This is a genomic window from Haloferula sp. A504, from assembly GCF_044385805.1.
Lineage (GTDB): Bacteria > Verrucomicrobiota > Verrucomicrobiia > Verrucomicrobiales > Akkermansiaceae > Haloferula.
Genome location: NZ_JBISBU010000048.1, coordinates 14,359 through 39,796, shown reverse-complemented (window position 1 = coordinate 39,796; position 25,438 = coordinate 14,359). Strand labels below are relative to the sequence as shown.

16 protein-coding genes are annotated in these 25,438 nt (G+C 66.2%); 4 read left to right on the top strand and 12 right to left on the bottom strand.

All coding sequences use genetic code 11. The features are described 5' to 3' along the window. Positions 1 to 125: 125 nt before the first annotated feature. A complete protein-coding gene (locus tag ACG2LG_RS18255; RefSeq protein ID WP_396261428.1) occupies positions 126 to 1,328 on the top strand; it encodes an integron integrase in 1,203 nt (400 codons plus the stop codon). A 559-nt stretch (positions 1,329 to 1,887) separates the two neighbouring features. Here the strand turns inward: ACG2LG_RS18255 and ACG2LG_RS18250 are convergent. From ACG2LG_RS18250 to ACG2LG_RS18215, 8 genes are all read right to left on the bottom strand, one after another. Further along, complete coding sequence (locus ACG2LG_RS18250; protein WP_396261426.1) at positions 1,888 to 3,096, bottom strand: nucleoside monophosphate kinase; 1,209 nt, start codon at positions 3,094 to 3,096, stop codon at positions 1,888 to 1,890. Between the two features lie 271 nt (positions 3,097 to 3,367). Beyond that, complete coding sequence (locus ACG2LG_RS18245) at positions 3,368 to 3,862, bottom strand: response regulator (protein ID WP_396261424.1); 495 nt, start codon at positions 3,860 to 3,862, stop codon at positions 3,368 to 3,370. Further along, positions 3,859 to 5,841, bottom strand: a complete 1,983-nt coding sequence (locus ACG2LG_RS18240) for an ATP-binding protein (protein ID WP_396261422.1) — start codon at positions 5,839 to 5,841, stop codon at positions 3,859 to 3,861. Before ACG2LG_RS18240 ends, ACG2LG_RS18245 begins: the two co-directional genes overlap by 4 nt. A 158-nt stretch (positions 5,842 to 5,999) precedes the next feature. Continuing rightward, positions 6,000 to 7,442: an SLC13 family permease gene (locus tag ACG2LG_RS18235; protein ID WP_396261420.1), complete on the bottom strand. Its 1,443-nt coding sequence runs from the start codon at positions 7,440 to 7,442 to the stop codon at positions 6,000 to 6,002. A gap of 97 nt (positions 7,443 to 7,539) precedes the next feature. After that, entirely contained in the window at positions 7,540 to 7,761 is a 222-nt protein-coding gene (locus ACG2LG_RS18230; protein ID WP_396261418.1) for a hypothetical protein, read from the bottom strand. A gap of 151 nt (positions 7,762 to 7,912) precedes the next feature. Further along, positions 7,913 to 8,125, bottom strand: a complete 213-nt coding sequence (locus tag ACG2LG_RS18225; protein ID WP_396261416.1) for a hypothetical protein — start codon at positions 8,123 to 8,125, stop codon at positions 7,913 to 7,915. A gap of 41 nt (positions 8,126 to 8,166) precedes the next feature. Continuing rightward, positions 8,167 to 8,748 carry a hypothetical protein gene (locus ACG2LG_RS18220; RefSeq protein WP_396261415.1) on the bottom strand — a complete coding sequence of 194 codons (582 nt, stop codon included), beginning with the start codon at positions 8,746 to 8,748 and terminating at the stop codon, positions 8,167 to 8,169. Between the two features lie 58 nt (positions 8,749 to 8,806). Then, positions 8,807 to 9,637 (bottom strand): DUF4328 domain-containing protein, encoded by an 831-nt coding sequence (locus ACG2LG_RS18215; RefSeq protein ID WP_396261413.1) that lies wholly within the window; start codon positions 9,635 to 9,637, stop codon positions 8,807 to 8,809. Positions 9,638 to 9,718: 81 nt separating this feature from the next. Between ACG2LG_RS18215 and ACG2LG_RS18210 the strand changes: the two genes are divergently transcribed. Then, positions 9,719 to 12,499, top strand: coding sequence for a DUF2339 domain-containing protein (locus tag ACG2LG_RS18210; RefSeq protein ID WP_396261411.1), 2,781 nt, complete (start codon positions 9,719 to 9,721; stop codon positions 12,497 to 12,499). An 83-nt stretch (positions 12,500 to 12,582) separates the two neighbouring features. Further along, positions 12,583 to 15,135 (top strand): fused MFS/spermidine synthase, encoded by a 2,553-nt coding sequence (locus ACG2LG_RS18205; RefSeq protein WP_396261409.1) that lies wholly within the window; start codon positions 12,583 to 12,585, stop codon positions 15,133 to 15,135. A gap of 97 nt (positions 15,136 to 15,232) precedes the next feature. On the opposite strand, the gene ACG2LG_RS18200 is transcribed toward ACG2LG_RS18205, so the two are convergent. Continuing rightward, entirely contained in the window at positions 15,233 to 16,459 is a 1,227-nt protein-coding gene (locus ACG2LG_RS18200) for an aspartate kinase (protein WP_396261407.1), read from the bottom strand. Between the two features lie 149 nt (positions 16,460 to 16,608). On the opposite strand from ACG2LG_RS18200, the gene ACG2LG_RS18195 reads away from it, so the two are divergent. Further along, the gene (locus tag ACG2LG_RS18195) at positions 16,609 to 18,912 is read left to right on the top strand and encodes an alkaline phosphatase D family protein (protein WP_396261406.1); all 2,304 of its coding nucleotides are present in this window, start codon (positions 16,609 to 16,611) and stop codon (positions 18,910 to 18,912) included. A gap of 174 nt (positions 18,913 to 19,086) precedes the next feature. Here the strand turns inward: ACG2LG_RS18195 and ACG2LG_RS18190 are convergent, their stop codons facing one another. The 3 genes from ACG2LG_RS18190 to ACG2LG_RS18180 all read right to left on the bottom strand — a co-directional run bounded on the left by ACG2LG_RS18190 (position 19,087) and on the right by ACG2LG_RS18180 (position 25,417). Beyond that, positions 19,087 to 20,601 carry a sulfatase gene (locus ACG2LG_RS18190; protein WP_396261404.1) on the bottom strand — a complete coding sequence of 505 codons (1,515 nt, stop codon included), beginning with the start codon at positions 20,599 to 20,601 and terminating at the stop codon, positions 19,087 to 19,089. A gap of 39 nt (positions 20,602 to 20,640) precedes the next feature. Then, positions 20,641 to 22,368, bottom strand: coding sequence for an MGH1-like glycoside hydrolase domain-containing protein (locus ACG2LG_RS18185; RefSeq protein WP_396261402.1), 1,728 nt, complete (start codon positions 22,366 to 22,368; stop codon positions 20,641 to 20,643). A gap of 235 nt (positions 22,369 to 22,603) precedes the next feature. Continuing rightward, positions 22,604 to 25,417, bottom strand: coding sequence for a glycoside hydrolase family 97 catalytic domain-containing protein (locus tag ACG2LG_RS18180; RefSeq protein ID WP_396261400.1), 2,814 nt, complete (start codon positions 25,415 to 25,417; stop codon positions 22,604 to 22,606). Between the last annotated feature and the right edge of the window lie 21 nt (positions 25,418 to 25,438).

Below are 25,438 nucleotides of genomic sequence, written 5' to 3'. Positions count from 1 at the left end.
GGGAGCGGGTGGCGGAACGGGCGCGGCCTTACTATCTGAAGCATCTGGAAAGGTGGGGTGCGGCGCTCCGAGCGAGACCATCTGAGACGTCAAAAAAGGATTTTCTTGAAGGTTATTTTGAGAAATTGATTCACACAGAGGGGGTGCGGGCATTTCAGGCAAGGCAGGTGCTGGAGGCGATCCGGCTGGCTCACGAGGTGCTGTTGAACGAGGAGTGGACGAGGAAGGTCGATTGGGAGGGAATGCGTTTGCGGGTCGAGGAGGAGGATTCCGAGCCTGCGGGAGAGGTGGTGGCGGAAACGCTGGCCGAGCTGGAGGCGGGCTGGCGCAAGGCCGGATTTACGGCTGAGCAGGTCGAGAGCCTGGCGCATACGGTGCGCGTGATGCGGGAGGGCAACTATGCGTTCAGGACCGAGCAGGGCTACGTGCAGTGGGTGAAGCGGGTGATGGGCTTCGTCGGTCGGGAACGCCTGCCGGGGGCGGCGGAGGTGCAGGATTTCCTGAGCCATCTGGCGGTCGACTCGGGGGTGGTGGTGGCGACCCAGAAGCAGGCGCTGAATGCGCTGGCGTTTTATCTGAAGCGGGTGCGCGGGCTTGAGGGGGTGGATTTCGGGGATTTCCGTCGGGCGCGGGTGAGTCGGCGTCTGCCGGTGGTGCTGAGCAAGGGGGAGATGTCGCGCCTTCTGGAGGCGGCGGTGGAGGAAGGGAAGCGGCGCGGCTTGTCGGGAGTGTACGCGCTGATGCTGCAGGTGATGTACGCCTCGGGGCTGCGGGTGACGGAGTGTGTGCGTCTGAGGGTGAAGGACATTGATTTCGAGAACCGCTATGTGTTGGTGAGGCAGGGCAAGGGGGACAAGGACCGGCGGGTGCCGCTGGCGAAGCGATTGATGGAGCCATTGAAGGCGCACTTGGAGGAGGTGCGGCGTCAGTACGATGAGGACCGGGCGGCGGACCTGGATGGGGTGTGGTTGCCGGGGGCGTATGAACGCAAGGCGCCGGAGGCGGGCAAGGAGTGGGTGTGGTTTTGGTTGTTTCCCTCGCCGAAGCTGTCGGTGGACCCGCGGAGTCACCGGGTGCGGCGCCATCATGTGCATGCGAATGGGGTGCAGCGGGCGATGAAGCGGCTGACGGAGCGGGCGGGGATCGACAAGAAGGTGACGTGCCACGTGCTGCGGCACAGTTTTGCGACGCACCTGCTGGAGAAGGGGCGGGACATCCGGACGGTGCAGGAGTTGCTGGGGCATGAGAGCGTGCAGACGACGATGATCTACACGCATGTGCTGAATGATCCGGAGCGGGAGAGTGGGAGTCCGCTGGATGATCTTTGAAGCGCGGAGCGGAGAGCGGAGTGCGGAGTGCGGAGCGGGGAGCGGGGAGCGGGGAGCGGGGAGCGGGGAGTGCGGAGTGCGGAGTGCGGAGAGCGGGGAGTGCGGAGTGCGGAGTGCGGAGCGGGGAGCGGGGAGCGGGGAGTGCGGAGTGCGGGGCGGGGAGAGCGGAGTGCGGAGTGCATGTCGAGCGCAGCGAGGCGACACGGCGAGCTGGGGATTCCCGTTCTACCGGGGTGGCCCGCAGGCCATTCGGGCTGCTCTCCGGGCACTGGCCCCTGATACCAACTCCCAGAATCCACTGGTAGAATGGAGATTTTGGAAGGATTTGGAAATCAGTCGCTTCGCGAGTTGAAGGGTGCCGGTCGCTTTTCCGCAATCTCTGCGTTGCTCGTCCCTCCTTCGCCAAGGCTTTGGACGGGCAGGCGGTCACGGTGCCAGCACCGCTCCCTTCTCACGCCTTGAACCTTGCAAAAAATCGTTCCGGCCATTCTACCAGCCGATTCTGTTCATTGGTATGAATCTGGCGGACCTTGAGTCCCGCGACAAGGAGTGATCGTCGTCAACGCCCGCGGCGGATCTCGGAGCCCTGGAACTGGATCTGGACGCGGTGGACGCGCTTGATCCGGGTGTGGATCTTGAAGGTCTCCGGGTCGAAGGACTCGGGGATTTCGATGCGGTGGATGTCGACGGTGGCGTGGTAGCCGCGCTCGGAGAAGACGTCGATGAACATGGCGAGGGCGGTGGGGTCGTGGAGGATCTCGCTCTCGCTGTTGATCGCCGCGCTGCCGGAAATGGCGTGGCGCTCGATGATGGGGATGAAGTCGCTCTGGATGAGGTCGACGACCCGCCCGAAGAGCTCGCTCTGGCGCGCGGCGTAGTCGTCGAGGCGGTCGACGAGGTTTTGCCGGGCGTGGAGCGAGAGGGTGGCGGCAACGGGGATCGCGGAAACGCGGTCGTAGGTGGCCTCGTCGAGTTCGAGCGATCCCTGGTAGCGGAGTTCGTCGTCGATGCGGCTGCGCACTTCCTCGATGGTGCCGTGGGCGTTGATGAAGTGGTAGAAGAAGATCTCGCGCAGGTCCTTGAGTGCGCCGTAGGTCTTTTCCTTGAAGGTGCGGTAGCGGTTGACGGCGGCTTCGGCGTCGAGGTCGGTGGCGCGGACCTCGAGGAGTTCGCCGATGCCGGATTCCCGGACTTCCTCGTTGTGGGCCTGGGCCTCGCGTCCGCGCTGGAGCTGGCGGTTCACGCTTTCCTTCTCGTCGACGAAGAGGACGACGATGTGGAAGTGCGGTTTCTTGAAGCGGTGGGCCAGCTCGGTGTCGCGGAACCGGTTGTGGAGTTCGTTGAGTTTCTGGTGGAGGAGCTTGACGCACTCGACCTGCACCTTGGTGCGCGGGAAGCCATCGACCACCGCGCCGGACTGGTAGACCGGGTCGAGCAGCTTGCGGAGCATGATCTCGATGACCTCGCGGTCGCCGACGAGCATGCCGGCGTCCTTCATGCGCCTGGCCTCCGGGGTGTCGAGGAGGCTGCTGACGACCAACGGCGGAGCCGTGAGGTCGCGGTATTTCATGATGAAGCCCGTATGGGTGCCCTTGCCGGCGCCGGGGGCGCCATTGAGCCAGAAGATCTCCTTGGGGAAGCGCAGGTCTTCCTCGCCGTGATCGGTCTCGAGCTGTGACCAGACGGAGTTGAAGATGATCTGGGCGTCCTTGACCTCGAGGTCCTCGACGTGGTCGGGGGGCTGAATGGTTTCGATGGAGTCGGGCATGGTTGGCTGGGACGGAAGCGGGAAGCGGGAAGCGGGAGGCGGGAGGCGGGAGGCGGGAAGCGGGAAGCGGGAAGCGGGAAGCGGGAGGCGGGAGGCGGGAAGCGGGAAGCGGGAAGCGGGAAGCGGGAAGCGGGAGAGGGGAGAGGGGAGATGGGGGAATGCTGGAACGGCGAGCGCGAAGGGCACGATGGGCAACGGCTCACGGTGTGACCCGGGCTCCGCAGCCCCCTGAAGGGGGAACTACGTACTGAACTGGCGGACTTGGCGAGTATCAGTCGATGCGCGAGCCGTGGGAGATCTTTTCGAGAAGTCTCGGGCCGTCAAGGATGGCGACGTAGGGCATGGCATCGATGTCCTCGGAGCGAAGCACGTACTCGGTGAGCTCGTCGCGGACGATGGTCACCAGGGTCTCCGGCTCCCATGGCTTGGCGATGTAGTGGTGCAGGCCGCCTTCGTTGATCGCGCGGATGGTGTCCTGCTGGTCGGCCTGGCCGGTGAGCAGGACCTTGCGGACCGGGTAGTGCGAGCCGTCGGCATGCAGCTTGGTCAGGAAGTCGACGCCGGTCTCGCCGGGCAGGCGATGGTCGGCAAGGACGAGGCCGATGCGGTCGCCGTCCTGCTCGATCTGGGCGATGGCTTCGCGGGCATCGGAGATGTCTTCGGAGACCTCGATGCGGAACTGCTTTTCGAAGGGGCGGAGGTCGCGGCGGATGGCTTCGCGAACTTCGGGTTCGTCCTCGATGGAAAGGATGGCGATCTGGTTCATGGCTCGGATTGGGGCGGTTTGGTGGGAAGGACGACCGAGAAGACGGTGCGTCCGGGTTCGGAGGAGAAGGAAATGGCGCCGCCGTGGCGCTCGACGATGGACTTGCTGATGGGAAGCCCGAGTCCGAGGCCGAACTCGACCCGGCCGCTGCGGGTGGTGAAGCGCGGGCTGAAGATGTGGGGCTGGGCCTCGGCGGGGATGCCGCGGCCGTTGTCCTCGATCTCGACGCGCACCTGCTCGCCCTTGCGCGAGGTGGTGATCGTGACGCGGCCATCCTCCTCGCTCGCCTGGGCGGCGTTCTGGATCAGGTTCGTCCAGATCTGCTGGAGCTGGGAGGGGATGCAGCGGATGCGTGGCAGGTCGGCGTAGTGCTTGACCACCTCGTGGTCGCGGAGCTTGCCGCGGAGGATGACGAGGACGTCCTCGAGCGTGGCATTGAGGTCGACGTCCTCGGTCCAGTCCTCGTCCGCCCGGGCGTAGAGCTTGAGGCTGCGGACCAGCGCGGCGATGCGGTCGGAACAGTTCTCGATGTTCCGCAGGGCGCTTCCGATCTGACCGCCGTGTTCGATCTGGCGGAGGAGTTCGTCGCGCTTGAGCCCGGGATCGAGCTTCTCGAATCGCTGGAGGTCCTCGACCGACCGGATGCCGGCGGCGACCAGCCGGTCGGTGGGCAGGTCGAGGTCGAGACTGTTGGCGAGATCGCGCTTGAGGCTGCGTTCGTCGCGCGTGGAAAGGGGGGCGGCCTTGCGGGCGAGTTCGAGGGCGGCGCCCGCCGGGGCGAGCTTGCGGCTGGCACCGAGCAGGGCGGGGACGTCCTCCAGCAGGTAGCGGGCGGCATTCTGCATCGCGGCCACCGGGTTGTTCAGTTCGTGGGCCATGCCGGCGGCGAGCGTGCCGAGGGTGGCCATCTTCTCCGACTCGACCAGGCGGTCCTGCGCGGCCTTGAGGTCGGCCAGGGCCGACTCGAGGTCGTCGCGCTGCTTTTCGAGCCGCGTGTTGAGCTGGTGGACGTCGGAGAGCAGCTCGGCGGCGCGGCGGTTGCGGCGCGCCATCGAGCGCAGGATCACGGTGATCAGGCACGAGGCGAGCCTGGGGCTGCGGCTCACCGCATCCCGGACCTGCTCGCGGGTGAGGACCAGCGCCTCGGTGCGGGTGACCGCGCGGCAACTGAAGAACACCGGATTTTTCAGCGACAGCGACATCAGCCCGACGATGCGGCCGGCGGTCTCGGAGTGGAAGGTGACGTCGCGGCCCTCGAGGTTGCGGGAGAGTTTCACCTGGCCCTCGATGAGCACCCAGATGCGGCCGGCCTCGTCGCCTTCCTGGACGAGGATCTCGCCGGGCTCGTAGGTGTGGCGTTCGGGGTGGCCGAGCAGTTCGTCGAACTCCTCGATCATCGACGACTCGACCTTGTTGTCGGTCATCGTGGTCCCGTCGATCACCGAGGTCTGGACCTCGTCGAGGCGTGCGGAGAGTCGCTCGAGATTGGATTTTGCCGAAAGGAAGGCGCTGCCCATCGACTGCAGGTCGAGCAGCGGGTGGAGGTCGTCGATGCGGTGCGGTGCGGCGTGGAGGACGTAGTCGGTGAGCTGGGTGCGCAGCAGGTCGCGCAGGCGTCGCGGATCGAAGTCCGGGTCGACGCGGGCATGCAGGGCGCCGTGCTGGAGCAGGTCGTCGGCGCGGCGATTGCCCTCGATCACGTCGAGCAGCAGCCTCCGGGTGCCTCGCAGGCGGGGGTCGCTGCGGATCGCGAGCAGGGTGCCGGCGCCGTCGATGTCGTCGATCTCCAGCCCGCAGAAGACCATCGCCAGGTCGCCGTCGGCATCGCGGATCTCGCGGGCCCGCGAGATGAGGTCCCGGCCACTGGTGAAGCGTTCGAACCGGAAGGCCTCGCCCGACCATTCATCCAGCGTCTTTTCCAGCCGCGAGACGAGCGCGTCGTCGCGGTGGGCGCAGAGGATGGCGGGGCGGAGGGGCATGGAGAGTTCAGAGTTCAGAGTTCAGAGTTTAGAGTTTGGAGTTTGGAGTTTGGAACTTGGAACTTGGAACTTGGAACTTGGAACTTCGAGGTGGCCGGTAGCTTCGGGGTTTTCGGACTTCCTTGAGTTGATGCCCGATTGCCAGCGGCGATGTGACATCAGGAGACCCCGGCGATGTGAAGGAGCGGGCGCAGCAGGAGGAAGCAGATGAGCACCCCGGCGGCCCCGATGAGCGTGCCGGTGAGGACCATCTGCTTGGTGGTGAAGGTGCCGGCGCTGTAGGCGATGGCATTCGGCGGGGTGGAGATCGGCAGGGCCATGGCCATCGAGGCCCCGAGGGCGACGAAGGCGAGGATGATGATGGCGCTGGCCCCGGCCGCCCCGGCCACCGCCACGGCGATCGGGGCGAGCAGGTTGGTGGCGGCGCTGTTGGAGATGAAGGTGCTCATCAGCAGGGCGGTGCCGCAGATCGCGATGCCGATCACGACCCGGCTCATGGAATCCCAGGCGATCAGGCCGACCAGCCAGGTGTCGAAGCCGGTGGCCGAGACGCCGACACCGAGGGCGATGCCGCCGGCGACCAGCCACAGCACGTCCCACTCGAGGCCGCGGAACTGCTTGGCCGAGACCACGCCGGTCGAGAGCAGGATGACGACGGGGAACATGCCGACGACGTAGGAGTTGATGCCGTGCAGGGCGCCGGTGACCCACATCAGGATCGTGAAGATGGCCGTGACGTAGTAGATCGTGGCGTGGGTGGACTTGGCCCACTTGACGTTCATGTCGATCTCGATGGCCTTCTTCGACGCGGGGAACATGAAGACGATGAGGACCCAGGCGAAGGCCATGAGGAGCAGGGCGATCGGGATGGCGAAGATCATCCACTGCAGGAACGAACACTGACCGATGGTCTCGCCGGTGGCGGGATCGATCTTGGAGAGCGCACCGAGGACGATGGCGTTGGGCGGTGTGCCGATCGGGGTGCCCATCCCGCCGATGTTGGCGGCGAAGGGAACGCCGAGCGCCAGGCCGACCCGAAATTTGTCGTCGGGGGCGAGGGTGGCGATGATGGGCAGCACGACCGCCATGATGGTGGCGGTGGTGGCGGTGTTGCTCATCCACATCGAGAGCACGCCGGTGATGAGCATCAGGCCGAGCAGCACGCGTGACGGTTTCGTGCCGAAGGGCTTGAGCATGATGGCGGCGAGGTTCTTGTCGACGCCGAAGCGGGCGGCGCCGAAGGCGAGGAAGAATCCGCCGAGGAAGAGGATGAGCACCTTGCTGGCGAGGGTGTTGAAGAAGGTCGTGTAGGCCGGGGCGGTCATGCCCTCGGGGAAGGCGGCCATGCCCCAGGCCCAGCTCAACTGACCGGCCACGTCGCTGAGGAACAGGACGAGCAGCAGGATGACCGAGGCCGAGGTGGCGAACAGCGGGATGGCCTCGCTGACCCACAGGATCACGGCCAGCAGGAAGATCGAGAGCAGGCGGTGTCCGGCTTCCGAAAGTCCAGGAATCTCCAGGAAGAAGGGGATCAGAAACGCGACGAGCGCGAGGAGGAGGGAAAGGTTTTTTCCGGTGGCGAGTCGCTTGATGGCGTGCATGACGCCTCCGGTTGAAAACCACACCCGCGAAAATTCGCAATAGCGGAAGAGGATGCGCGGAGTTTATGGGAACCGCAGGCCGTTCGGGTCGCCGGACTCAGTCGAAAGCCGCCAGGATCGCGTCGAGTTCGTCGTCCCGGAGGACGCCGGCGACGAAGTGGCCGGCGGCGGAGCGGAGGAGCTTGGCTTCGTCGGGGTCCGAAGTCAGAAGCATGACGCAGGTGCGTCCGATTGCGGCGAAGGTGTTGCCGTTGTTGAAGCAAAACGGCGCCTGCCGATGGCACGACTTGAGAAGCATCAGCGCTTCCCGGAACGTCATTTCGTCTTCGTGAACTCCAGACCACTCATCGCGGCATCCATCATGGCCGTCACTCGTTGGACCGTGAAAGGATCGGGTTGCCTCGCAGATTTGCGAATTGAGTTCGGTAACCTTTTCCCAGCTGAAGGATGCCAGCCAGGGAGCGATGCGGTCACCGATTGGCATGATCCTTCAAGAGCGATTCAAGATAGGCGCGATCCTTCTCCATCCCCTCGACCCCCGCGCTCTTGTAACTGCCCTGTCCGGTCGGCCCCAGCACCGGCTCACGGGCGAACCGGTCTGAGATTTCCAGGGCATCCTTCAGTGCGAGTGCAAAGAGATCGTCCTTGCTCAGAGCTTCCCGGTTGTCGGCTTCACCAGACATGAACCCACTATGACCTTGATCAGGCCGTTTTGCAAGGAGACCTACTCGCCCATGCCCGAGGCCCAGGCGGGCTGGCCGTTGCGGATCTCGTAGGCCATGACCCGCGCCTCCTCCAAGCCGGTGGCGCAGTTGAAGAGTTGCACCGTGGCGGGGCCGTGGTTGCCCCGCGACTTCACCACGATCTTCCTTTGTCCGTCGATGAAGCGCACGGTTTCCACCTTCGGCATGGCGGTCTGGCACACGGCGACGGTCTGGCCGCTCCGCCGGAGCGCGACGTTGCCGACGCCCTTCACCGGCGTGAGCGCCCCGCCGGCCACCGGTCCGGTGCCGGTCTGTTTTGCCAGGGTGTACCCGGCCTGATAGCCGCGATTGAAGGCCTCCGTCTGGGTGGCGGGGAAGGTGCCGTAGTGGCGGCTGGGTTGGCGCGACTTGTCGCCGGCGCCGTCGGCTTTGCCCTGCTGCATGCCGAGATCGTAGGTTCCCCGGTGAGGTCCCTTGTAGGGTTGATGCCCGGGCGGCAGGCCGGTCGCCGTGGAGCCGGAGGTCATGCCGCCGTCGTCGATGGGAGTGCAGTGGGAAAGGACGAGCGGCAGGGCGAGGAGAATCAGCGGACGGAGGTTCATGGCAGTGAATCGACGGGCCGCAGCATCCCCCATTCCACCCTGGACTCCAATCCTGTTTTCACCGGTCGAGAAAGGTCCCGGTGAGGCGATCGCCGGGTGACGGTCGCTTCAGGACTTCGGCATCCATGTCCGAAAAGTGGTGGGCCGAGTCGATCTGCATTCGGGTGAGGGTGCGGACGAGTTGGATGGCGATCACCGAGAGCGCCACGTTGATCCCGCTGCTGGAGGTCCAGACGATGGTGATCAGGTGATCGTTCCAATGGCTGGCGGGTCCGGTCTGGGGACGCGAAGTGAGCTGGTCGCCCATGGATGACAGCAGCCACAGCGTCCACCAGAATGGCAGGAGGTATCCCGGGGCGGCCTGGCCGGTGGTCGAGGCCCGGAAGATCTCCCGCATCGCGACGAAAGGCTTCCAGAAGTTGGCGATGGGAATGAAGTACCATCCGACACACCAACCGGGCGTGGTGCTGATCACTTCGTGGTAGCGCCGGCCGCCGTGGTTCGCCGCATGCCTTTTGAGTTGGTGGAAAAGCCAGGCGTTCTTCCCGCTTCGGACGATCCACACGCCGAAGACGACGAAGGTGGCGAGGACCGTCCAGGAGATGCGTTCGACTCCGAGAACGATCGTGTCGAGGGTTTCGGATGAGGTCGCCGCGACCGAGAAGCTGTAGAGGAGGTTGACGACCAGCCAGAAGGCCTGAAGCGCCGCGTAGAAGAGCAGGAGCCCGACGACCCAGCGGGAGAGGATGCGGTTGTCCCGGTAGGCGCCGTAGGGTCCCGGGGGAAGCGAGACGGGCCCGGAACGCTCGATGAGTGGATTGGCATCCGGCGTGTCGTAGGGATTGACCGATTCACCCGCCATGGCGGGGGCAACTTCTCCCGGCAGCACGCGGGAAGGGAAGCATGTTCTGACGGCTTGGAGTTTCTCCTGCATTGGCAAGCGGGCGATGGGCACGCAGAATGTCCATTGATGGAAGAGCCGCGGATGCCGTCGCTACAGCTGGCCAAGCTTCAACGGAAGCTGGACGAAACCGCAGCAAGACAGGCGGAAGAGATTGCCGGGCTGCGGGAGGAGATCCGGCTGCTTGAGAAGGCACTGGGGCCGAAGCCGCCACCCCTGCCGCAGCCGGAGTCGGCCGGTGAGGCGGAGCCGAAGAAGCCCGTGGCGAATCCGGTCGTGCAGGAGGAGGTGCCTCCGCGCTCCTTCAAGGAGTCGCCGACGCCGCCGGATCGCTACCCGAAACCGGCGCGCACCCGTGACCTGCCGCCTCCCGAGAAGCCGCCGGCCGCCAAGCCCGCCGTCGATCGCGGCAGGCTGGAGATGGATCTGGGCCGGGTGTGGCTGGTTCGCATCGGCGTCGTGTTGCTGGTGACCGGTCTGGTGCTTCTCGGCAACTACGCCTACCGCAACTGGATCCGTGACCTGCCGGCGATCGCGCGCCTCGGCTTCCTGGTGCTGTCGGCCCTGGCCATCGCCGGAGCCGGCTGGTGGTGCACGCGGCAGGAGAAGCTGCGTGCTTTCGGCGAGGTGGTTCTGGCGGGTGGCATGGCGTTCTTCTACTGGTGCGCGTATGCCGCCCATCATGTCGAGCGCCTGCGGGTTCTCGATTCCGTGGTTGCGGGGACCCTGGCCCTGCTGGGCGCGGCGGCGGCGATTGTCGTGGTGTCGGTGGTGAGGAACGCCCGGACGACGGCGGTGATGGGACTACTGCTTGCGTCGTACTCGACGATGCTGCAGCCGATGTCCGCCCTCACCGCCACTTCGAACGTGCTGCTGGCCGCCACGGGCGTGACGCTGGTCGCGCTCAAGCGCTGGCGCGGACCGGGCTTCGCGTCGATGCTGGGTGCCTACGGTGCCTTTCTGTTCTGGCAGCTCACCGGGGCGGTGGGCTCCGGCAGTGCGGCCTCGGCGCTGGGATTCGTCGGGGTGATCTGGGCGGTGTTTGCGGTGCCGACGCTTGGCGCGATGCAGGGCCTCGATGGCCGGGGCCGGGCCTGGTGGACCGGCTTGAACAACGGCGCGGGCTTCGGGCTTTTTGCGCTCCTCTGGTGGCAGGCCGGGTGGGAGGCGTTCTGGGGCGTGGCGGCGGTCTGGGGAACGGTCTGGCTGGCCCTCGGGGCGTGGGGGCGGCGGCGCTCGGCGTCTTCCGAAACCTATCTGGTCCAGGGCCTGCTCGCGCTGTCGCTGGCCCTGGTGCTCAAGCTGGAAGGCTATCATCTCGGTTTCGGCCTGGCCCTCGAGTCGCTGGTGCTGGCCGGGGCCTTCCGTCGCTTCCGCAAGTGGCCGGAGCTGGTGTTTTCGGTGCTGGCGATGATCGGGGCCACCGGTTGGGTGGTCGTGCGCCCCGATCTCCCGGTCTGGAGCGTGGCGGTCGTGGCGGCGCTGCCGGCGGGCGCCTCCTTCGTCCTGCGCCGCAGTGGCGCGACGGGTGAGTTGGCGAAGGCCGGACGACTGGCCGCCGGCCTGGGCGTGGTCTGCGCGGCGGCGGCGGGCCTGGTCTGGTGCTCGCGCCTGCCGGTCGACTGGCGACCGCTGATGGCCGCCCTGGCGGCCGGCCTGCTCGGCTGGCGGGTGATCGGGCGGGAGGCGCGCCGGCGGATGCCCGAGGTTTTTGGTGCGGGCCTGGTGATGGCCCTGGCGGGCCTGGTTTTCCTGCTGGACGGGCGGCCCGCCGCCTGGAGCCTGTGGCTGGTCGCCGGCCTTTTCGGAGCCGCGGCGTGGCTTTGGGAGCGGCATGGGGATCCGGCGACGGCGGAGGATCGCGATGATTGGAGGCTGACAGCCTCGGTCGCCGTCTGGCTGCACGCGGTCGGCGCCGTGATCGCCCTGGGTGTCTGGCTGGTGGATCTCGATCCGGGGTCGCTGCGGTTCTGGATCCGCCTTGGCTTTGCCCTCGGCCTGCCGGTGCTGGCCTGGAGGGTCCTGGGCTGCCCCCGCCTGCGGGCGGCTTCGGTCGCGCTACTAGGTTTGCCGTTGATGGATGTGATCGACGGGACGGGTCCTGCGTGGGTCGCCCTGGCGGTGCCGCTGGCGGCCTGGGCGGTGTGGGTCCTTTGCGGGATCCACGAATCGTTCACCCGTCCGGGAGCCGGGGTGCATGCGGTGCTTTCGCGCTCGGCGGGCGCGCTCGGATGGATGCTGGCGTGGCACGCGATCGCCCCGGAGATCTGGGGCGACATCATCGCGCTCTCGGTCCTCGCGGGCTGGTGGATCTGGCGGAGTTGGCTGTCGGCCGTCAAGCCCCTCGAACTGGCGGCATGGGGCCTGGTCGCCGCGACGATGTTCCTCGCAAACCTGCCCCTGATCGACGCGCAGGGGATTCCCTCCGGCTGGGGTGTGTCCGCGACCCTGGTGGCGGCGGTCTTCATTCGACGGCGTGGGACCTGGCCACGGGCAGGCATGGCGCTGGGTTGGTCGGCGGTGCTGGTGCCGACACTGTGGGCGGGTCTCTGGCTGCTCCAGCATTACAGCCTCGCGTCGCTGACCATTCTGCTGACCCTGCTCGGCTTCGCCTGGGTGACGGTGGGTTTGTGGCGGGGTGATGCCGCGGTGCGGATGGGTGGCTTCGCCCTGCTGCTGGTCTCGCTGGTGAAGCTCTTCGTTCACGATGTCTGGCGCTTCGACACCTTCACCCGGGTCGCCGCCTTCCTGGCACTGGGGGTGGCGCTGGTCGTGCTCGGATTCTTCTACAACCGCTTCGCCGAACTGCTGAAGCGGTTGGTTTCCGACGATTCGGAGAAGGGCGGGTAGCGAAGAGCAGCCCGCCGATTGCATCGTCGACGCTCCCTTCCGGGGTTTGTCAGGGCGGGATGGGGGGCGTATGGATGGCGGCGATGAAGCGCGGCGCGACGCAGCAGGAGAAGCCGAAGGTGCCGGTGAACGGACCGGTGCTGGCGGTGATGGTGCTGGTGTCGGGCTTCGCCGGCCTGGTCTATCAGGTGCTTTGGATGAAGCAGCTCGGCCTGCTCTTCGGCAACACGGCGCAGGCGGCGGCGGTCACGCTGGCGGCCTTCTTTGCCGGGCTGGGTGCGGGCAGCGCGTGGTGGGGCCGGCGGGTCGGGCGCAGCGGGCGTCCGCTGCGCCTGTACGCGTGGCTGGAATTTGGTATCGCGGTCACCGCCCTGGTCTATTTCGGCGTGCTGTGGATTTTCTATGCGGTCTACCCGGCGATCGAGGGCGCGGTGGCGCGAGGCGGCGCGATGCTGGCGGTGAAGTTCGGGCTGGCCCTGCTGCTGGTCTTTCCGCCGGCTTTCTTCATGGGCGGCACGGTGCCGGCGATGGGGCAGGTGGCGATCCGGGATCCGCAGCGATTCGGCCGCACGGCCGCGTTTCTGTATGCGACGAACACGCTGGGCGCGGCGCTCGGGGTGGCGTGTGCGGCCTTCGTCTGGATCCCGTCGCTCGGGTATGCGGCGACCTATGGCATCGCGATGATTCTTTCGACGGCTACCGGGGTGGTGGCCTGGCTGCTCTCGCGGGAAAAACAAGAGCCGGTCGATGACGGGCGGGAGGTCGTGGGCGAGCCGGTGCCCCGGAGCGAGCGCCTGGCGCTGGTGGGCTTGTGCTTCTTTTCCGGGTTCGTGGTGCTGGCACTGGAGGTGGTGTGGACCCGGGTCTTTGCGCAGGTCCACGAGAACTCGGTGTATTCGTATGCGATCATCCTGATCGTGGTGCTGGTCGGGCTGGCCCTGGGTGCCGGGGTGAGCTCGATCGTGGCGCGGATGGTCCGGAGCCCGTGGCCCGCGCTCGGGGTGATGACCCTGACCGGCGGGGGGCTGCTCGTGCTGGGGCCGACGATCCTGATGCACGTGACGAACGGCCTGCAGCCGGTGCAGTCGATCGAGGCGTGGGGCGACTACGTCGGCGGGCTTTTCAAGACAGGCTTCCGGGGGGTCGGCCTGGTGGTGGTCGTGCTCGGGACGGTTTTTCCCTTCCTGATGAAGGTGGCCGAGCGGGAGGTGCGGGTGCCGGGCCGGATGCTCGGGCGCCTGCTGGCGATCAACACGGCCGGGGCGATCGCGGGGGCCCTGATGGGAGGTTTTGTGATGCTGCCGGCGTGGGGGATGTGGGGCACGCTGCGGGCGCTGGCCGCGATGTACCTGGGGGTGGCGCTGCTGCTGCCGCTGGGTTGGGGGAAGCTTGGGATCGGGTGCCGCGCGGCGGGGGTGGGCTTGCTGGTGCTGGCCTTCACCGTGCTCGATCCGACGGGGCTGCCGGTCATGGGCGCGCCCTCGAGGCTCAAGCCCTCGAAGACGCTGCAGGTCTGGGAAAGCAGCGGCGGAACGGTCGCGGCGGTGGAACGCCCGAACGGCCATCGCGCGATCCTGATTGATGGCGGCTACTCTCTCGGCTCGACGCAGGCCTACATCGAGCAGGCGAACCAGGCCCGGATTCCGCTCTACCTTTTCCCGGACACGGAAACGATCTGCTTCATCGGCCTGGGCACGGGGATGTCGGCCGGAGCCGCGTTGGATGAGGAGTTTCCCAAGGTGCGGCGGGTGGTGAGCTGCGAGCTGACGCCGGCGGTGGTCGAGGCGGCCAAGGCGTGGATCCCGGAGCAGTTGACCGGCGGGATTTTCGACGATCCGAGGTCGGAGATCCTGATCGAGGACGGGCGCCACTACCTGATGGCTGCGGGTGAACGCTTCGACATGATCAACGCCGATCTTTTCCTGCCCTACCGCCGCGGCGCGGGCAGCCTCTACAGCCTCGAGCACTACGAGGTGGTGGCGCAGCGCCTGAATCCCGGCGGGGTGTTCGTGCAGTGGTTGCCACTCTATCAGCTCACCGAGGACGAGTTCGGCACCATCGTGCGGACGATGCTGGAGGCCTTCGGGGAGGTGACGATGTGGCGCAACAACTTCGAGCCGGGGCAGGAGAAGGTGGCCTTGATCGGTCGTGTTGAATCCGGGCCGGTGCCGGTGCCTCCACCGGGCAAGCGCGAGGAGATGCGCCGGGCGGTGGCGGGCCTGGACTGGCGGGGGACGACTCCCGACATGCTGCGTGTCGAACCCGAGGCGATTCCCTTCATGTATGCCGGGAATCTAACGAAGGCATCGGGGCTTTTCGGCGGCTACCCGCTGAATACCGACGACCGGCCGGTGATCGAGTACCAGGCGCCCAAGGGTTTCCGCGAGGTGGCGCAGGATGACGAGGTGATCTGGTGCGTGGGTCCGAAGTTCACGGCGTGGGTAGACCGGATTTTCGAAGCCTCACCGCTGGATGAGGACCCGGTCTGGAAGGGGCATCCGGAGTCGAACCGGCACCTGGTGAAGGCCGGGGTGGCCTTTCACCGGGCGATGGTGGCCAAGGCGCTGGGGGATTTCGAGAAGACCCGGGAGGCGTGGCAGGCCTTCCAGCGCGAGTGGGCGACGGGCGCGCGGTAGCGAGAGGACCGCCGATCTCCGAATCGGCAGCAACTCACAGGGCGGCTCTCCCCGGATTCCGCATGGTGATGCCGATTCGGAGATCGGCGGTCCCTCACTACACCGGGGCCTCGTCGAGATGGAAGGCCTCGTGGACGGCGCGGGCGGCGTCCTCGATGCGGGTCTCGTCCACGGTGACGGCGATCTTGATTTCCGAGGTCGAGATCATGCCGATGTTGATGCCGGCTTCGCCGAGGGCCTTGAACATGGTCGCCGCGACGCCCGAGTGGGTGCGCATGCCGATGCCGACGCAGGAAAGCTTGGCGATGCCGGCCTCGGTCTCGACCTTCGCCTGGTCGCTGATTTCGGCGAGCACCGGCTTGAGGGCGGCCTGGGCCCGGCCCAGGTCGTTGGCATGCATGGTGAACGAATGCCGGGCGTAGCCGTCGCTGGCGATGTTCGAGATGATCATGTCGATGTTGATCTCGGCGTCGCCAAGGGCACTGAGGATGCGCGCCGACATGCCGGGTTCGTCCGGGATGCCGATGATGGTGACACGGGCTTGGGAGCGCTCGATCGAGACTCCGCGGATGACGACGTTTTCCATATCGGGATGTTCTTCGAGCACCATCGTGCCCGGGTTGTCGTTGAGTGAGGATCGGACTTCGAAGACGACGCCGTATTTCTTGGCGAACTCGACCGACCGGGACTGCATCACCTTTGCCCCGGACGAGGCAAGCTCAAGCATCTCGTCGTAGGAGATCTCGGGGAGCTTGCGGGCATTCGGCACGACGCGCGGGTCGCAGGTGTAGACGCCGTCGACATCGGTGAGGATCTGGCAGACATCGGCGCCGATGGCCGAAGCGACAGCGATGGCGGTAAGGTCCGAGCCGCCGCGGCCGAGCGTGTGGATGAGGCCGTCGTTGGTGATGCCCTGGAATCCGGCGACGACCAGCGAGTTGCCGGCGTTGAGGCAGCCGAGCATGTAATCGGAGTTGATGGCATCGATGCGGCCGCGGGTGTGGGAGCCGGTGGTGCGGATGCCGGCCTGCCGGCCGGTGACGGAAAGTGCGGGCACCCCGAGTTCGTGGAGGGCCATGCTGAGCAGGGCGATCGACTGCTGCTCGCCGGTGGAAAGGAGCACGTCCATTTCGCGCTCGGCGGGGTTGTCGCCGAACTCGCGGGCCATGGCGATGAGCTTGTCGGTCACGCCGCCCATGGCGGAAACCACGGCCACCACCTGGTTGCCCTCGTCACGGGTGCGCTTGATCCTCGACGCGACATTGCGGATTCGGTCGATGGTGCCGACGGAGGATCCGCCGTATTTCTGGACGATGAGGGCCATGCCGGGGCGCGGAGTGAAGGAAACCCGGGGCGGAGAGACAAGGCTGAAGACGGAAGACTGGAAGACAAAAGACGGAAGACTTGAGATCCAGAGGCGCGATCACCGGTGCGGCGACAGATCCCCGGTTCGTCCAGCGTTTATCCTGATCCATGAATCGGAAGATCGATCGCTGCAGCTCGCTGAAATGGATGACCACTGCGGCGCTGGCCGGACTCGTTCTTGCGGCGGCGGCCGGCGAGCCCGACAGCGACCGCTGGTCGGAAAGGCACGACCGGGTCTGGCTTTCCGGCGATGTGTGGGCGAATCCGATGGAGGATTGGGTCCTGCGCGACGGCGGGGCGGAGTGTCTGAATGCCGGGGGTGGTCGCAGCGTGCATTCGCTGACCCACCAGATCACCGGCAACCGACCGTTCCGGATGGTGGTGGATGTGATCCGGGCGGAGCAGGGGAAGGATGACGGAGGAGCCGGTTTCCGCATCGGGCTGCGCAGCGAAATCAACGAGTACCGCAGCAATTGCTTCGTGACGAAAGGACTGCGGGCTGGTTGGGTTGGAGACCAACTGGTGCTCGGGCCGAAGTCGGCACCCTTGGAACTTGGAGCGGACCGGGGCCTCCTGCCGCTCGTCCTCGAAGGCAAGCCGGATGGGGACAACTGCCGACTCACCCTGACCGCGAGGTCGGTCGGCGTGGGCAAGCTGCTCGGGTCGGTCGAGCATGTCGTGCCGATGGACCAGATCCTCGGCAATGTTTCGCTCGCCCATAACCTCAAGTCCGCTTCGGCCAAGCCGGGAGGCAAGGCCGGCGCGCGCTATCGTTTCCACCGCTGGAAGATGGAGGGGGAGGCCTTCACGGTGAAACCGGAACAGCGGTTCGGGCCGATCCTGTGGGCGATGTACTCGCTGAGCGACTCGCGCTCGAACGAGGGCTTCGTGATGAAGCTGAGCGCGCTGACCGGTCCGATGGGCGCGAAGGATTCCCGGGAAGTCGAACTGATGGTGAAGAGGGGAGCTGACTGGGAAACCCTCGGCAAGGCGGAGCTCGACCCCGATGCCTGGGTGGCGACCTTTCGCATCGCGAATTGGAACGCCAAGGATGCCGTGCCCTACAAGGTGATCTACCGGGAGCAACTCCGCGATGGCGGCGAGGTGCCGCACGAGTGGTCCGGGGTCATCCGTGCCAACCCGGCCGGCCGGCCGCTGCGCATGGCGGCGATGACCTGCCAGAACGACTACGCCTTCCCCTACGCGCCGGTGGCGGAAAACGTCCGCAAGCTGGATCCCGACCTCGCTTACTTTTCAGGCGACCAGATCTACGAGTCACACGGCGGCTTCGGCATCATCCGGCGGCCTGCAGACCGCGCGATCCTCAATTACCTGAGAAAATACTATCAGTTCGGTTGGGCGTTTCGCGAGGTGATGCGTAACTGCCCGACGCTGTGCCTTCCCGACGATCACGATGTGTTCCACGGCAACCTCTGGGGTGAGGGCGGGAAGGCGATGGAGGGCGGGAACACCTCGACGATGGGCGGCTACATCGAACCGGTGCGGATGGTCAACGCGGTGCACCGCACGAGCGTTGCGCATCACCCGGACCCCCACGACCCGACGCCCGCGTTGCAGGGGATGAGTGTTTACTACGGCGAGATGGTCTATGGGGGCGTGGGCTTTGCCATCCTCGCCGACCGGCAGTGGAAGAGCGGCCCCGAGCATGTCGATACCGGCGGCGGGCGCGCCGACCACGTCAGCGATCGGGATTTCGACACGGCAAAGCTCGACAAGCCCGGCCTGGTGCTGCTCGGCGAACGGCAGGAGAAGTTTCTCGAATCCTGGGCGAAGGATTGGCGCGGGCACGAACTCAAGGCGGTGCTGAGCCAGACGGTCTTCGCCAATGTGGCGACGCATCACGGCGGGCCGAACGCGTTTCTCAAGGCCGACCTCGATTCGGGCGGCTGGCCGCAGACGCCGCGCAACCGGGCGATCGACCTGATGCGTCCATCGATGGCGCTGCACATCAACGGCGACCAGCACCTGACGACGCTGGTGCAGTACGGGGTGGAAAATCAGCGCGACAGCAACTGGTCGTTCTGCACGCCGGCGATCGCCGTGGGCTATCCGCGCTGGTGGAGACCGGATGAGATGGGCATGCCGCACGAGAAACGCCCGCAGCACGGACTGGCGAACACCGGTGAGTTCATCGACGGCCTGGGCAACAAGGCCTACGTGTATGCGGTGGGAAACCCGGAGGTGGGCAAGGCCCCGAACCGCTACGACAAGGCCCACCAGAAGGGCAGCGGCTTCGGCTTCATCACCTTCGATCCGGAGAACAAGACCTACCTCATCGAGTCCTTCCGTTTTCTGGTCGACGCCACCGACGGCCAGCCCGGCAACCAGTTTTCCGGCTGGCCGGTGACGATCCACCAGGGCGAGAACCGCGGCGAGAACCGGATCAAGTAAGCAGAATCCGGGTATGGCTGCGGCATGGCCGTCCCGCTCATGAACGGTTGGGCCCGGACTGCCGTTCGGAGGTTCTTGTTTCTAACGAATGGCGGGCGTGCTTCTTCCCTTCATGACCGGGACGGTCATGCCACTGTCGGGTTTGGTCGGCATCCTTTTCGGGACGCGAGGGATTTACTCATACGACCACTTCAGCACCCAGGGATCGCCGGTCTCCTTCTGGGCGGCTTTGAGGCGGGTCTTCATCGTGGCGAGGCGCTCGGCATGGGCCGGGTCGTCGGCGAGGTTGACCGATTCCGCGGGATCCTCCCTGAGGTCGTAGAGTTCGAAGGCCGGACGGTGGATGTAGGAGTCGACACTACGTTTGCCGTAGTTTGCGTCCCCGCCCTGGCGGTACTGAGCCTGCCAGCTCGAGGCGGCCCACAGGTCGGTGGCGAAGGGGTAGGGAAGAGGAGAGGCGATGTTCCAGATCAGCTTGTAGCGCCGGTCGCGCAGCGCGCGCATCGGGTAGTACATCTGGATTTCGTGGAAGGTGTGGGACGCGAGATGTTCGTCCCATCCCGCCGAATCGCTTGTGCCGATCAGCCCGAGCCACGAGCGGCCGTGGTAGCGCTTGAACTTTGGCCCGGCGTTCTCGCCGTGGCCGACGGGACCGACGGGCACGAGCGTCTTCGGACCGCCGGTTCTCGCATTGTAGCCACCGGCGGCGTCAAGCAGCGACGGGGTGATGTCGGCGTGGGAGATCAGCGCGTCGTTGGCGACGCCGGTTTTCGCCGCGCCGGGCAGCTTGACCACGAAGGGCACGTGGAGCCCGGCTTCATAGACCGTGGTTTTCGCCCCGGGGAAGGCCATGCCGTGGTCGGCGGTGAAAACGATCATCGTGTTGTCGTAGTGGCCGGTCTCCTTGAGCGCCGCGACCAGTGCCCCGAGGGCGCGGTCGGTGCGGGTGCAGCTCTGGTAGTACTGGGCGATCTCGCGGCGGCACTCGATGGTGTCGGGCAGCCACTCGGGAACCGGCACCCCGGCGGGATCGTAGGCGACCTCCGGAGTTTCTCCGTATTGCTTGCCGGGTTGCGGATTGCCGAAACGATTGGGCTTCAGTGTTTCCGGCGCGGACTCGACCACGGCGCCGCTGCGGTGGGGATCGTGGGTCCAGAAGGTGAGAAAGAACGGGGCGTCCGACTTTTCCTCGAACAGCGGCCTGCATGACTCGACCCATGCCGGGCTGTTGTGGCCTCCCCCCTTTTCCCGGAGGAAGCGGTCGTAGGCATACACCGACTCGGGGGCGACGTGGTACTTGCCGATGTGGGCGGTGCGGTAGCCGAGGGCCTTGAGTTGGTTCGGCAGGCTGATCGCCGTGCAGTTCCGGAAGGTTTCGAACTTGTGGTAGTTGTGGGTGTGGCCGTACTGGCCGTTGGCGTGGTTGTGGAGGCCGGTGAGGATGACCGAGCGGCTGGCCGAGCAGGAGGCCGTGGTGGCGTAGGCGTGGGTGAAGCGCGTCCCCTCCGCGGCGAGCTGGTCGAGGTGCGGGGTTTGGATCAGCGGCGAGCCGTAGCAACCGGCGATCGGGCTCTGGTCGTCGGTGACGAACAGGATGATGTTGGGCCGGCCGAGGCAGGCCGAGAACAGCGCCAGCGTGAGTGGGAAGAAGTATCGCAGGGTCATCAGCGTGGGAACGGGCTCCGCCATTCCTACGCGACCGCGCCGTGGATCTCCAAAACAATCGCGTCAGTCGCCCAGGCTTGGCTTGTGAACGGCGTTGGGCGGGAGGGTGGCTTCCACCCTGCGACCGTCGACATCGAGGGTGACGGTCGTGGCCTTCGGGGCGATGCCGATGAGCTTCAGGACTTTCCCGTCGAGATCGGTGACGACCCGGGTGCCGGCGGTGCAGGCAAAGAGGAGGCGATCGCCCGCAAAACCTTCGAAACGACCGTCCTTGCATTGCAGGCGGTAGTTTCTTTCGCCCCAGGTCTGGGTGTAGGTGAAGTCGTGACCGGAGGCGTCGACCGCGGACCACCAGACCTCTCCGGCGGCGACGTCGAGGTGGATGCCGTGCAGGCGCGTCAGGTATTCCAGCGCGGCGAGGATCATCGGGCCGTAGCCGTCCTTCTTCTGGCCGGAGGCCTTGCCGGTCTTCGGATCGAGTTGCTGGGCGAACTTGAAGTCGTTGCGGATCAGGACGGGCAGCAGCTTCCTGCCGAGCCGGGTGACCTCGGCATGGCGGCCGTAGTTTTCCAACGCACCGATGGTGCGCTGATAAGTGAGTCCCTGCGGCTGGCCGCTCCAGTTGTTGCCGGGAGCGTTCTTGAAGAGCGGCTCGTCGATCGCGATCGAGACCAAGGGGACGGGAGTCCAGAACGCCTCGGGGTTCAACAGGTGCTCGTCGACGAAGGCATCGGCCATCTCCTGCGTGAAGATGCCGTACCACATGCAGCGCAGGTTGTTGTGGATCAGCTCCGGCAGGCGCTTGCCTTCGCGGTCGAGGTCGAAGCAGGCGCTTCGTTCAGGCACCCAGAGTCCGTCGATGAGTCGCTGGCGCACTTCCTCGGCCCGTTGCCGCCACCGGGTTTCCTCTCCATTTTCCAACTCGGCGGCAATCTTCGCGAGCGTGGCCCGGGCGCTGTAGCTGTAGGCCATCACGTCCATCGAGGCGAAGGGCACGCGGACCTCATCGCCGGTCGGACCGGGACCACCGCGGAACCAGTAGCGTTTGAGGTGCTCGGGGTTTGAAGGGTCCGGAACGCCTTCCGCTCCGGGAGGTTTTTCGAAGGGCCAGCGACTGGGTGCCCAGCGGCTTTCGAGCCGGGTGGAGTTGTCCTCGCCGGTGTCCCAGACACACCAGGTTTCGAGCAGCCCGTCGCCGTTCGAATCGCGGGTGCGCCACAGCCAGGCATCGAATCCGGCGAGGGCTTCGTGGAGCTTCTGCAGGTAGCCGCGGTCCCTGCCGATCCAGTGGTACATCTTCCATGCCGGCTCGGGAAAACAGAAGCCCTGGATCATCTCGAAGTCGGCGAGCAGGTCGGCCTCGGGCATCCAGATGTGGCCTTCCGGCGGCTCGTGGTCCCAGCCCTTTTCCCGGGCGGTCGCGCCGGAGACGACCATGCCCGGCAGCCGGCCGTCATCGCGTTGGGCGAGCATGAAGATCAACTGGTTGTTGAGGGCGATGCGCAGGTCGCGCTTGGCGAACATCTCGCCGCCCATGGGCTGGGTTTCGAGCCAGGCGTTCGGGTAGCCGCCGCCTTCGACAAGCACCTTCATCGACGGAGTGAAGGGGACGATGTTTTCCCGGATGCGGGCTTCGGCCGTGTCGTGGAGGCGCTGCAGCGCCGGGTCGCTCGATTGAAAGGTGGCTGCCGTTTCGATCTCGAAGGGGAAGGGCGGGCCACCCTCTTCCGATCGGAGGAAGGGGACGCCCAGGCCGATGGCGATCAGGAGTGCAGAGAATCGGTGAATCACTTCGGGAGAATTGAACACCTTAGCGACTTCCAGACCATGGCAATTCTTCAGTCCGCCCGTGGGATGAGGGGTGCTTCCCACGGTTGAGCGGGTGACTGATGTACGTAGTTCCCCCTTCAGGGGGTGAAGCTGTTAGGTCCTTGGCTCCGGCAATGGCGCTTCCCTTGGCTTTGAAGACCCCCTGAAGGGGGAACTACGTACATCACTGGCGGGCCGTTGGGTCGAATCGAGGCCTTCAGTCCCGGGGGTCGATCCACCAGACCTGGTTGAAGCCATTGGCGTTTTCCCAGAGGTGGACCGGGGCGTCGTCATCGTAGCGGTTGCCGGACACGTCGAGCAGGCGTCCCGAGGCGGTGTTGACGATGCGGTAGTAGCTGCCGGCCACGTGGTCGAAGCGCCAACGCTGGGCCGGTTCGCCGCGGTCGGCTTCGACCTGGAGCGCCGCGCCGTTCTCTTCACCGGCCGCGGCAAGCACCTTGCCGTCGATCCGGATTTTCCAGCCATGCTCGCCGTCGGGTTCCAGCGTCCATGCCTGGCCGTCGCTACCGGGGGCGCGCTGGATCAGCGCGGCCCCGTCGAGGGTGAGGCCCCGGTCGCTGTGCTTGGCACGGAGGAGCACGGGCACGCCCGCCGGAGGGGTGCCGGCGTTGCCCGTGGGCAGGCTTGGCGGGTCATCGGCCGGGTGGATTTCCAGGGCCGCGCCACCGCCGGCGCGGAGGTCGAGTTCCAGTTCACCACCGCCGGTGAGGTCGATCGCCTCGATCCGCATCGCGTGCGGGTTGCTTCGGTAGTCCGCGTCGGCGGCATCCGCATAGAGGATCGCCTTGTAGGCCTTTCCCGACTCGAGGAAATCGAGGGGAACGGTCAAAGTACGAGGGTTATCGTCGTTGACGGCACCGACATACCAGCGGGAGGCCTGACGCCGGGCGGTGACGATGTAGTCGCCGATTTCGGCCAGAGGCACCCGCGTCTCGTCCCACCGGCCGACCGGTACCCGTCGGATGAACTCGGCGGCGGGCTCGCCTTGGTAGCATTGGTAGTGGTCGGCGGCCATCTGGAGGGGACTCCAGATCGTGATGAAGAGCGCGAGCTGGTTGGCGCGGGTGGCGAAGGGCTTGTCGGGCTGGAAGTTGGTGTCGAAAAGGCCGGGTGTGTAGTCCATCGGCCCGCCGAGCATGCGGGTGAAGGGCAGGATGGTCGTATGGCGGGGAGGGTTGCCGACGAAGAAATTGAACTCGCCGCCGCGGGCGCCCTCGCGGGCGACGAAATTCGGCCAGGTGCGCTCGATCCCGGTCCCCTTGATGGGTTCGTGCGCGCTGATCATGATCTTGTATTTCGCCGCCAGCTCGACGTTCCGCTGGTAGTGGCGGACCATGTACTGGCCGTGGTGATGCTCGCGGCCCGGTGGCGTGTCGGTGTAGACGGGCTCGTCGCCGGTGACGTAGCCCGTCTTGACCGTGTCGATCCCGAGCTTGTGGTAGAAGTGGAAGGCGGCCTCGACCTGCTTCTCGTAGTTCGGGATGTCGCCGCCGGTCTCGTGGTGGCCGACGAGTCTCACGCCTTTCTCCCGGCCGTAGCGGGCGACCTCGAGGATGTCGAAATCCTCGGTGGGGTTGGTGAATTCCATGTTCCGCCACCCCGGGATGCCGCCGGACCAGCCCTCGCACCAGCCTTCGACGAGCAGGCCGTCGATTCCCATCTCGGCGCAGGCGTCGATGTAACGCTTGGCGCGTTCGGTGGTGGCGCCGTGCATGTCGGGATTGTCGTGGTCCCAGGTCCACATGTTGGTGATCATGCCCCACCAGATGCCCATGAACTTCGAGGGGCGGATCCAGGAGGTGTCGTCGATGGCACAGGGGTCGTTGAGGTTGAGGATGAGCGAGGACTCGACGAGGCCGCCCGGTCGGTCGGTGAGCTGGATGGTGCGCCACGGCGAGCGCATCGGCGTGCGGCCCTTGACCTTGATGTCGGAGCCGAACCACGGGACCAGATCCGCCTCGAAGGAGAGATTGGCGGCGGGGTCCGGGCTCTTCAGTTTCATGCCGGCCCAGTCGGTGAGGTCGGCTTCGTAAATGCTGACGTAGGTTCCGCGAGGGGTCCGGAAGGTGGCGGGCGTTTGCATCCCCTCGGGAGCGGCCCGGGAGAGCTTGGTCTCGTTGTAGTCGCGCTCGTAGGTGTCGGGAAGGTCTTCGCACCACCAGGCATCGCCATCGGCCGTGAAATGGAAGCCGGTCACCTCGTCGGTGATCTCGAAGTCGGTGAGATTCGGTTGTTCCGGCAGGATGTAACGGAAGGCAACCCCGTCGTCGTAGGCGCGGAACACCAGGTCGAGCAGACGCCGTGTGGTCGATGTCTCCTCGAGCCGGATCGCCAGTTCCTCACCGTGATTGTGGATCTTGTCCTTCTCTCCCCACACCGGCGTCCAGGTTTCATCGATGGTGGAGCGCTTCGTTTTGACCACGCGGAAGGGACCGGTCAGGGGTGGGCGCTGGTTGAAAACGAAGCCGAGGGGTGACGGTGAAATGACGGGTTCCCCGCCCCGGATCACCGAGTACTCGGGCATGCCGTTGGCCAGCGAAAAGGTGATCCGGTTCCTGCCGTCGGGTGAGGCCAGTTCGTGCTCGTCGGTCCGTTGGAGGATCCGCCACTGGGCACTCCACCAGTCGTCGCGGGGTTCGCCGCCGGCCTCCAGGGTGCCGGTGCGGTTCTCGTAGTGGACGAGTCCGCGGTCGCGCGAGCGCAGCCGGAACCAGCCGTCGCCGGCATCCTCGCGCTCGAAGGTGGCGGCCGCTTCGGGCTCCACGGCGGCGGGACCATTGCCGCTGAAGCCGAGGGCCTTGCCGCTGGAAACGTGGCGGAGCCGGATCGCGCCGTTCGGGCCGATGACTTCCCACTCGGACTCGCGCCAGTCGGTGCCGCAGGCCGTGGGCAACCCTCCGGAGCCGAGGTAGCGGACGCCGTCGAGGGGGAAGCGGCCGCGGATTTCGACTGGATCGGCGAGAGCCTGGGCGATGGTGAGCGATGACAGCACGAGGAGGAGATATTTCATGGGTCTGAACGCAAATGGCGG

Coding starts and splice junctions, on each gene's coding strand:
- ACG2LG_RS18250 (WP_396261426.1), bottom strand. CDS start 3,096: ATGCCCGACTCCATCGAAACCATTCAGCCCCCCGACCACGTCGAGGAC.
- ACG2LG_RS18245 (WP_396261424.1), bottom strand. CDS start 3,862: ATGAACCAGATCGCCATCCTTTCCATCGAGGACGAACCCGAAGTTCGC.
- ACG2LG_RS18240 (WP_396261422.1), bottom strand. CDS start 5,841: ATGCCCCTCCGCCCCGCCATCCTCTGCGCCCACCGCGACGACGCGCTC.
- ACG2LG_RS18235 (WP_396261420.1), bottom strand. CDS start 7,442: ATGCACGCCATCAAGCGACTCGCCACCGGAAAAAACCTTTCCCTCCTC.
- ACG2LG_RS18230 (WP_396261418.1), bottom strand. CDS start 7,761: ATGACGTTCCGGGAAGCGCTGATGCTTCTCAAGTCGTGCCATCGGCAG.
- ACG2LG_RS18225 (WP_396261416.1), bottom strand. CDS start 8,125: ATGTCTGGTGAAGCCGACAACCGGGAAGCTCTGAGCAAGGACGATCTC.
- ACG2LG_RS18220 (WP_396261415.1), bottom strand. CDS start 8,748: ATGAACCTCCGTCCGCTGATTCTCCTCGCCCTGCCGCTCGTCCTTTCC.
- ACG2LG_RS18210 (WP_396261411.1), top strand. CDS start 9,719: ATGGAAGAGCCGCGGATGCCGTCGCTACAGCTGGCCAAGCTTCAACGG.
- ACG2LG_RS18205 (WP_396261409.1), top strand. CDS start 12,583: ATGAAGCGCGGCGCGACGCAGCAGGAGAAGCCGAAGGTGCCGGTGAAC.
- ACG2LG_RS18200 (WP_396261407.1), bottom strand. CDS start 16,459: ATGGCCCTCATCGTCCAGAAATACGGCGGATCCTCCGTCGGCACCATC.
- ACG2LG_RS18195 (WP_396261406.1), top strand. CDS start 16,609: ATGAATCGGAAGATCGATCGCTGCAGCTCGCTGAAATGGATGACCACT.
- ACG2LG_RS18190 (WP_396261404.1), bottom strand. CDS start 20,601: ATGGCGGAGCCCGTTCCCACGCTGATGACCCTGCGATACTTCTTCCCA.
- ACG2LG_RS18180 (WP_396261400.1), bottom strand. CDS start 25,417: ATGAAATATCTCCTCCTCGTGCTGTCATCGCTCACCATCGCCCAGGCT.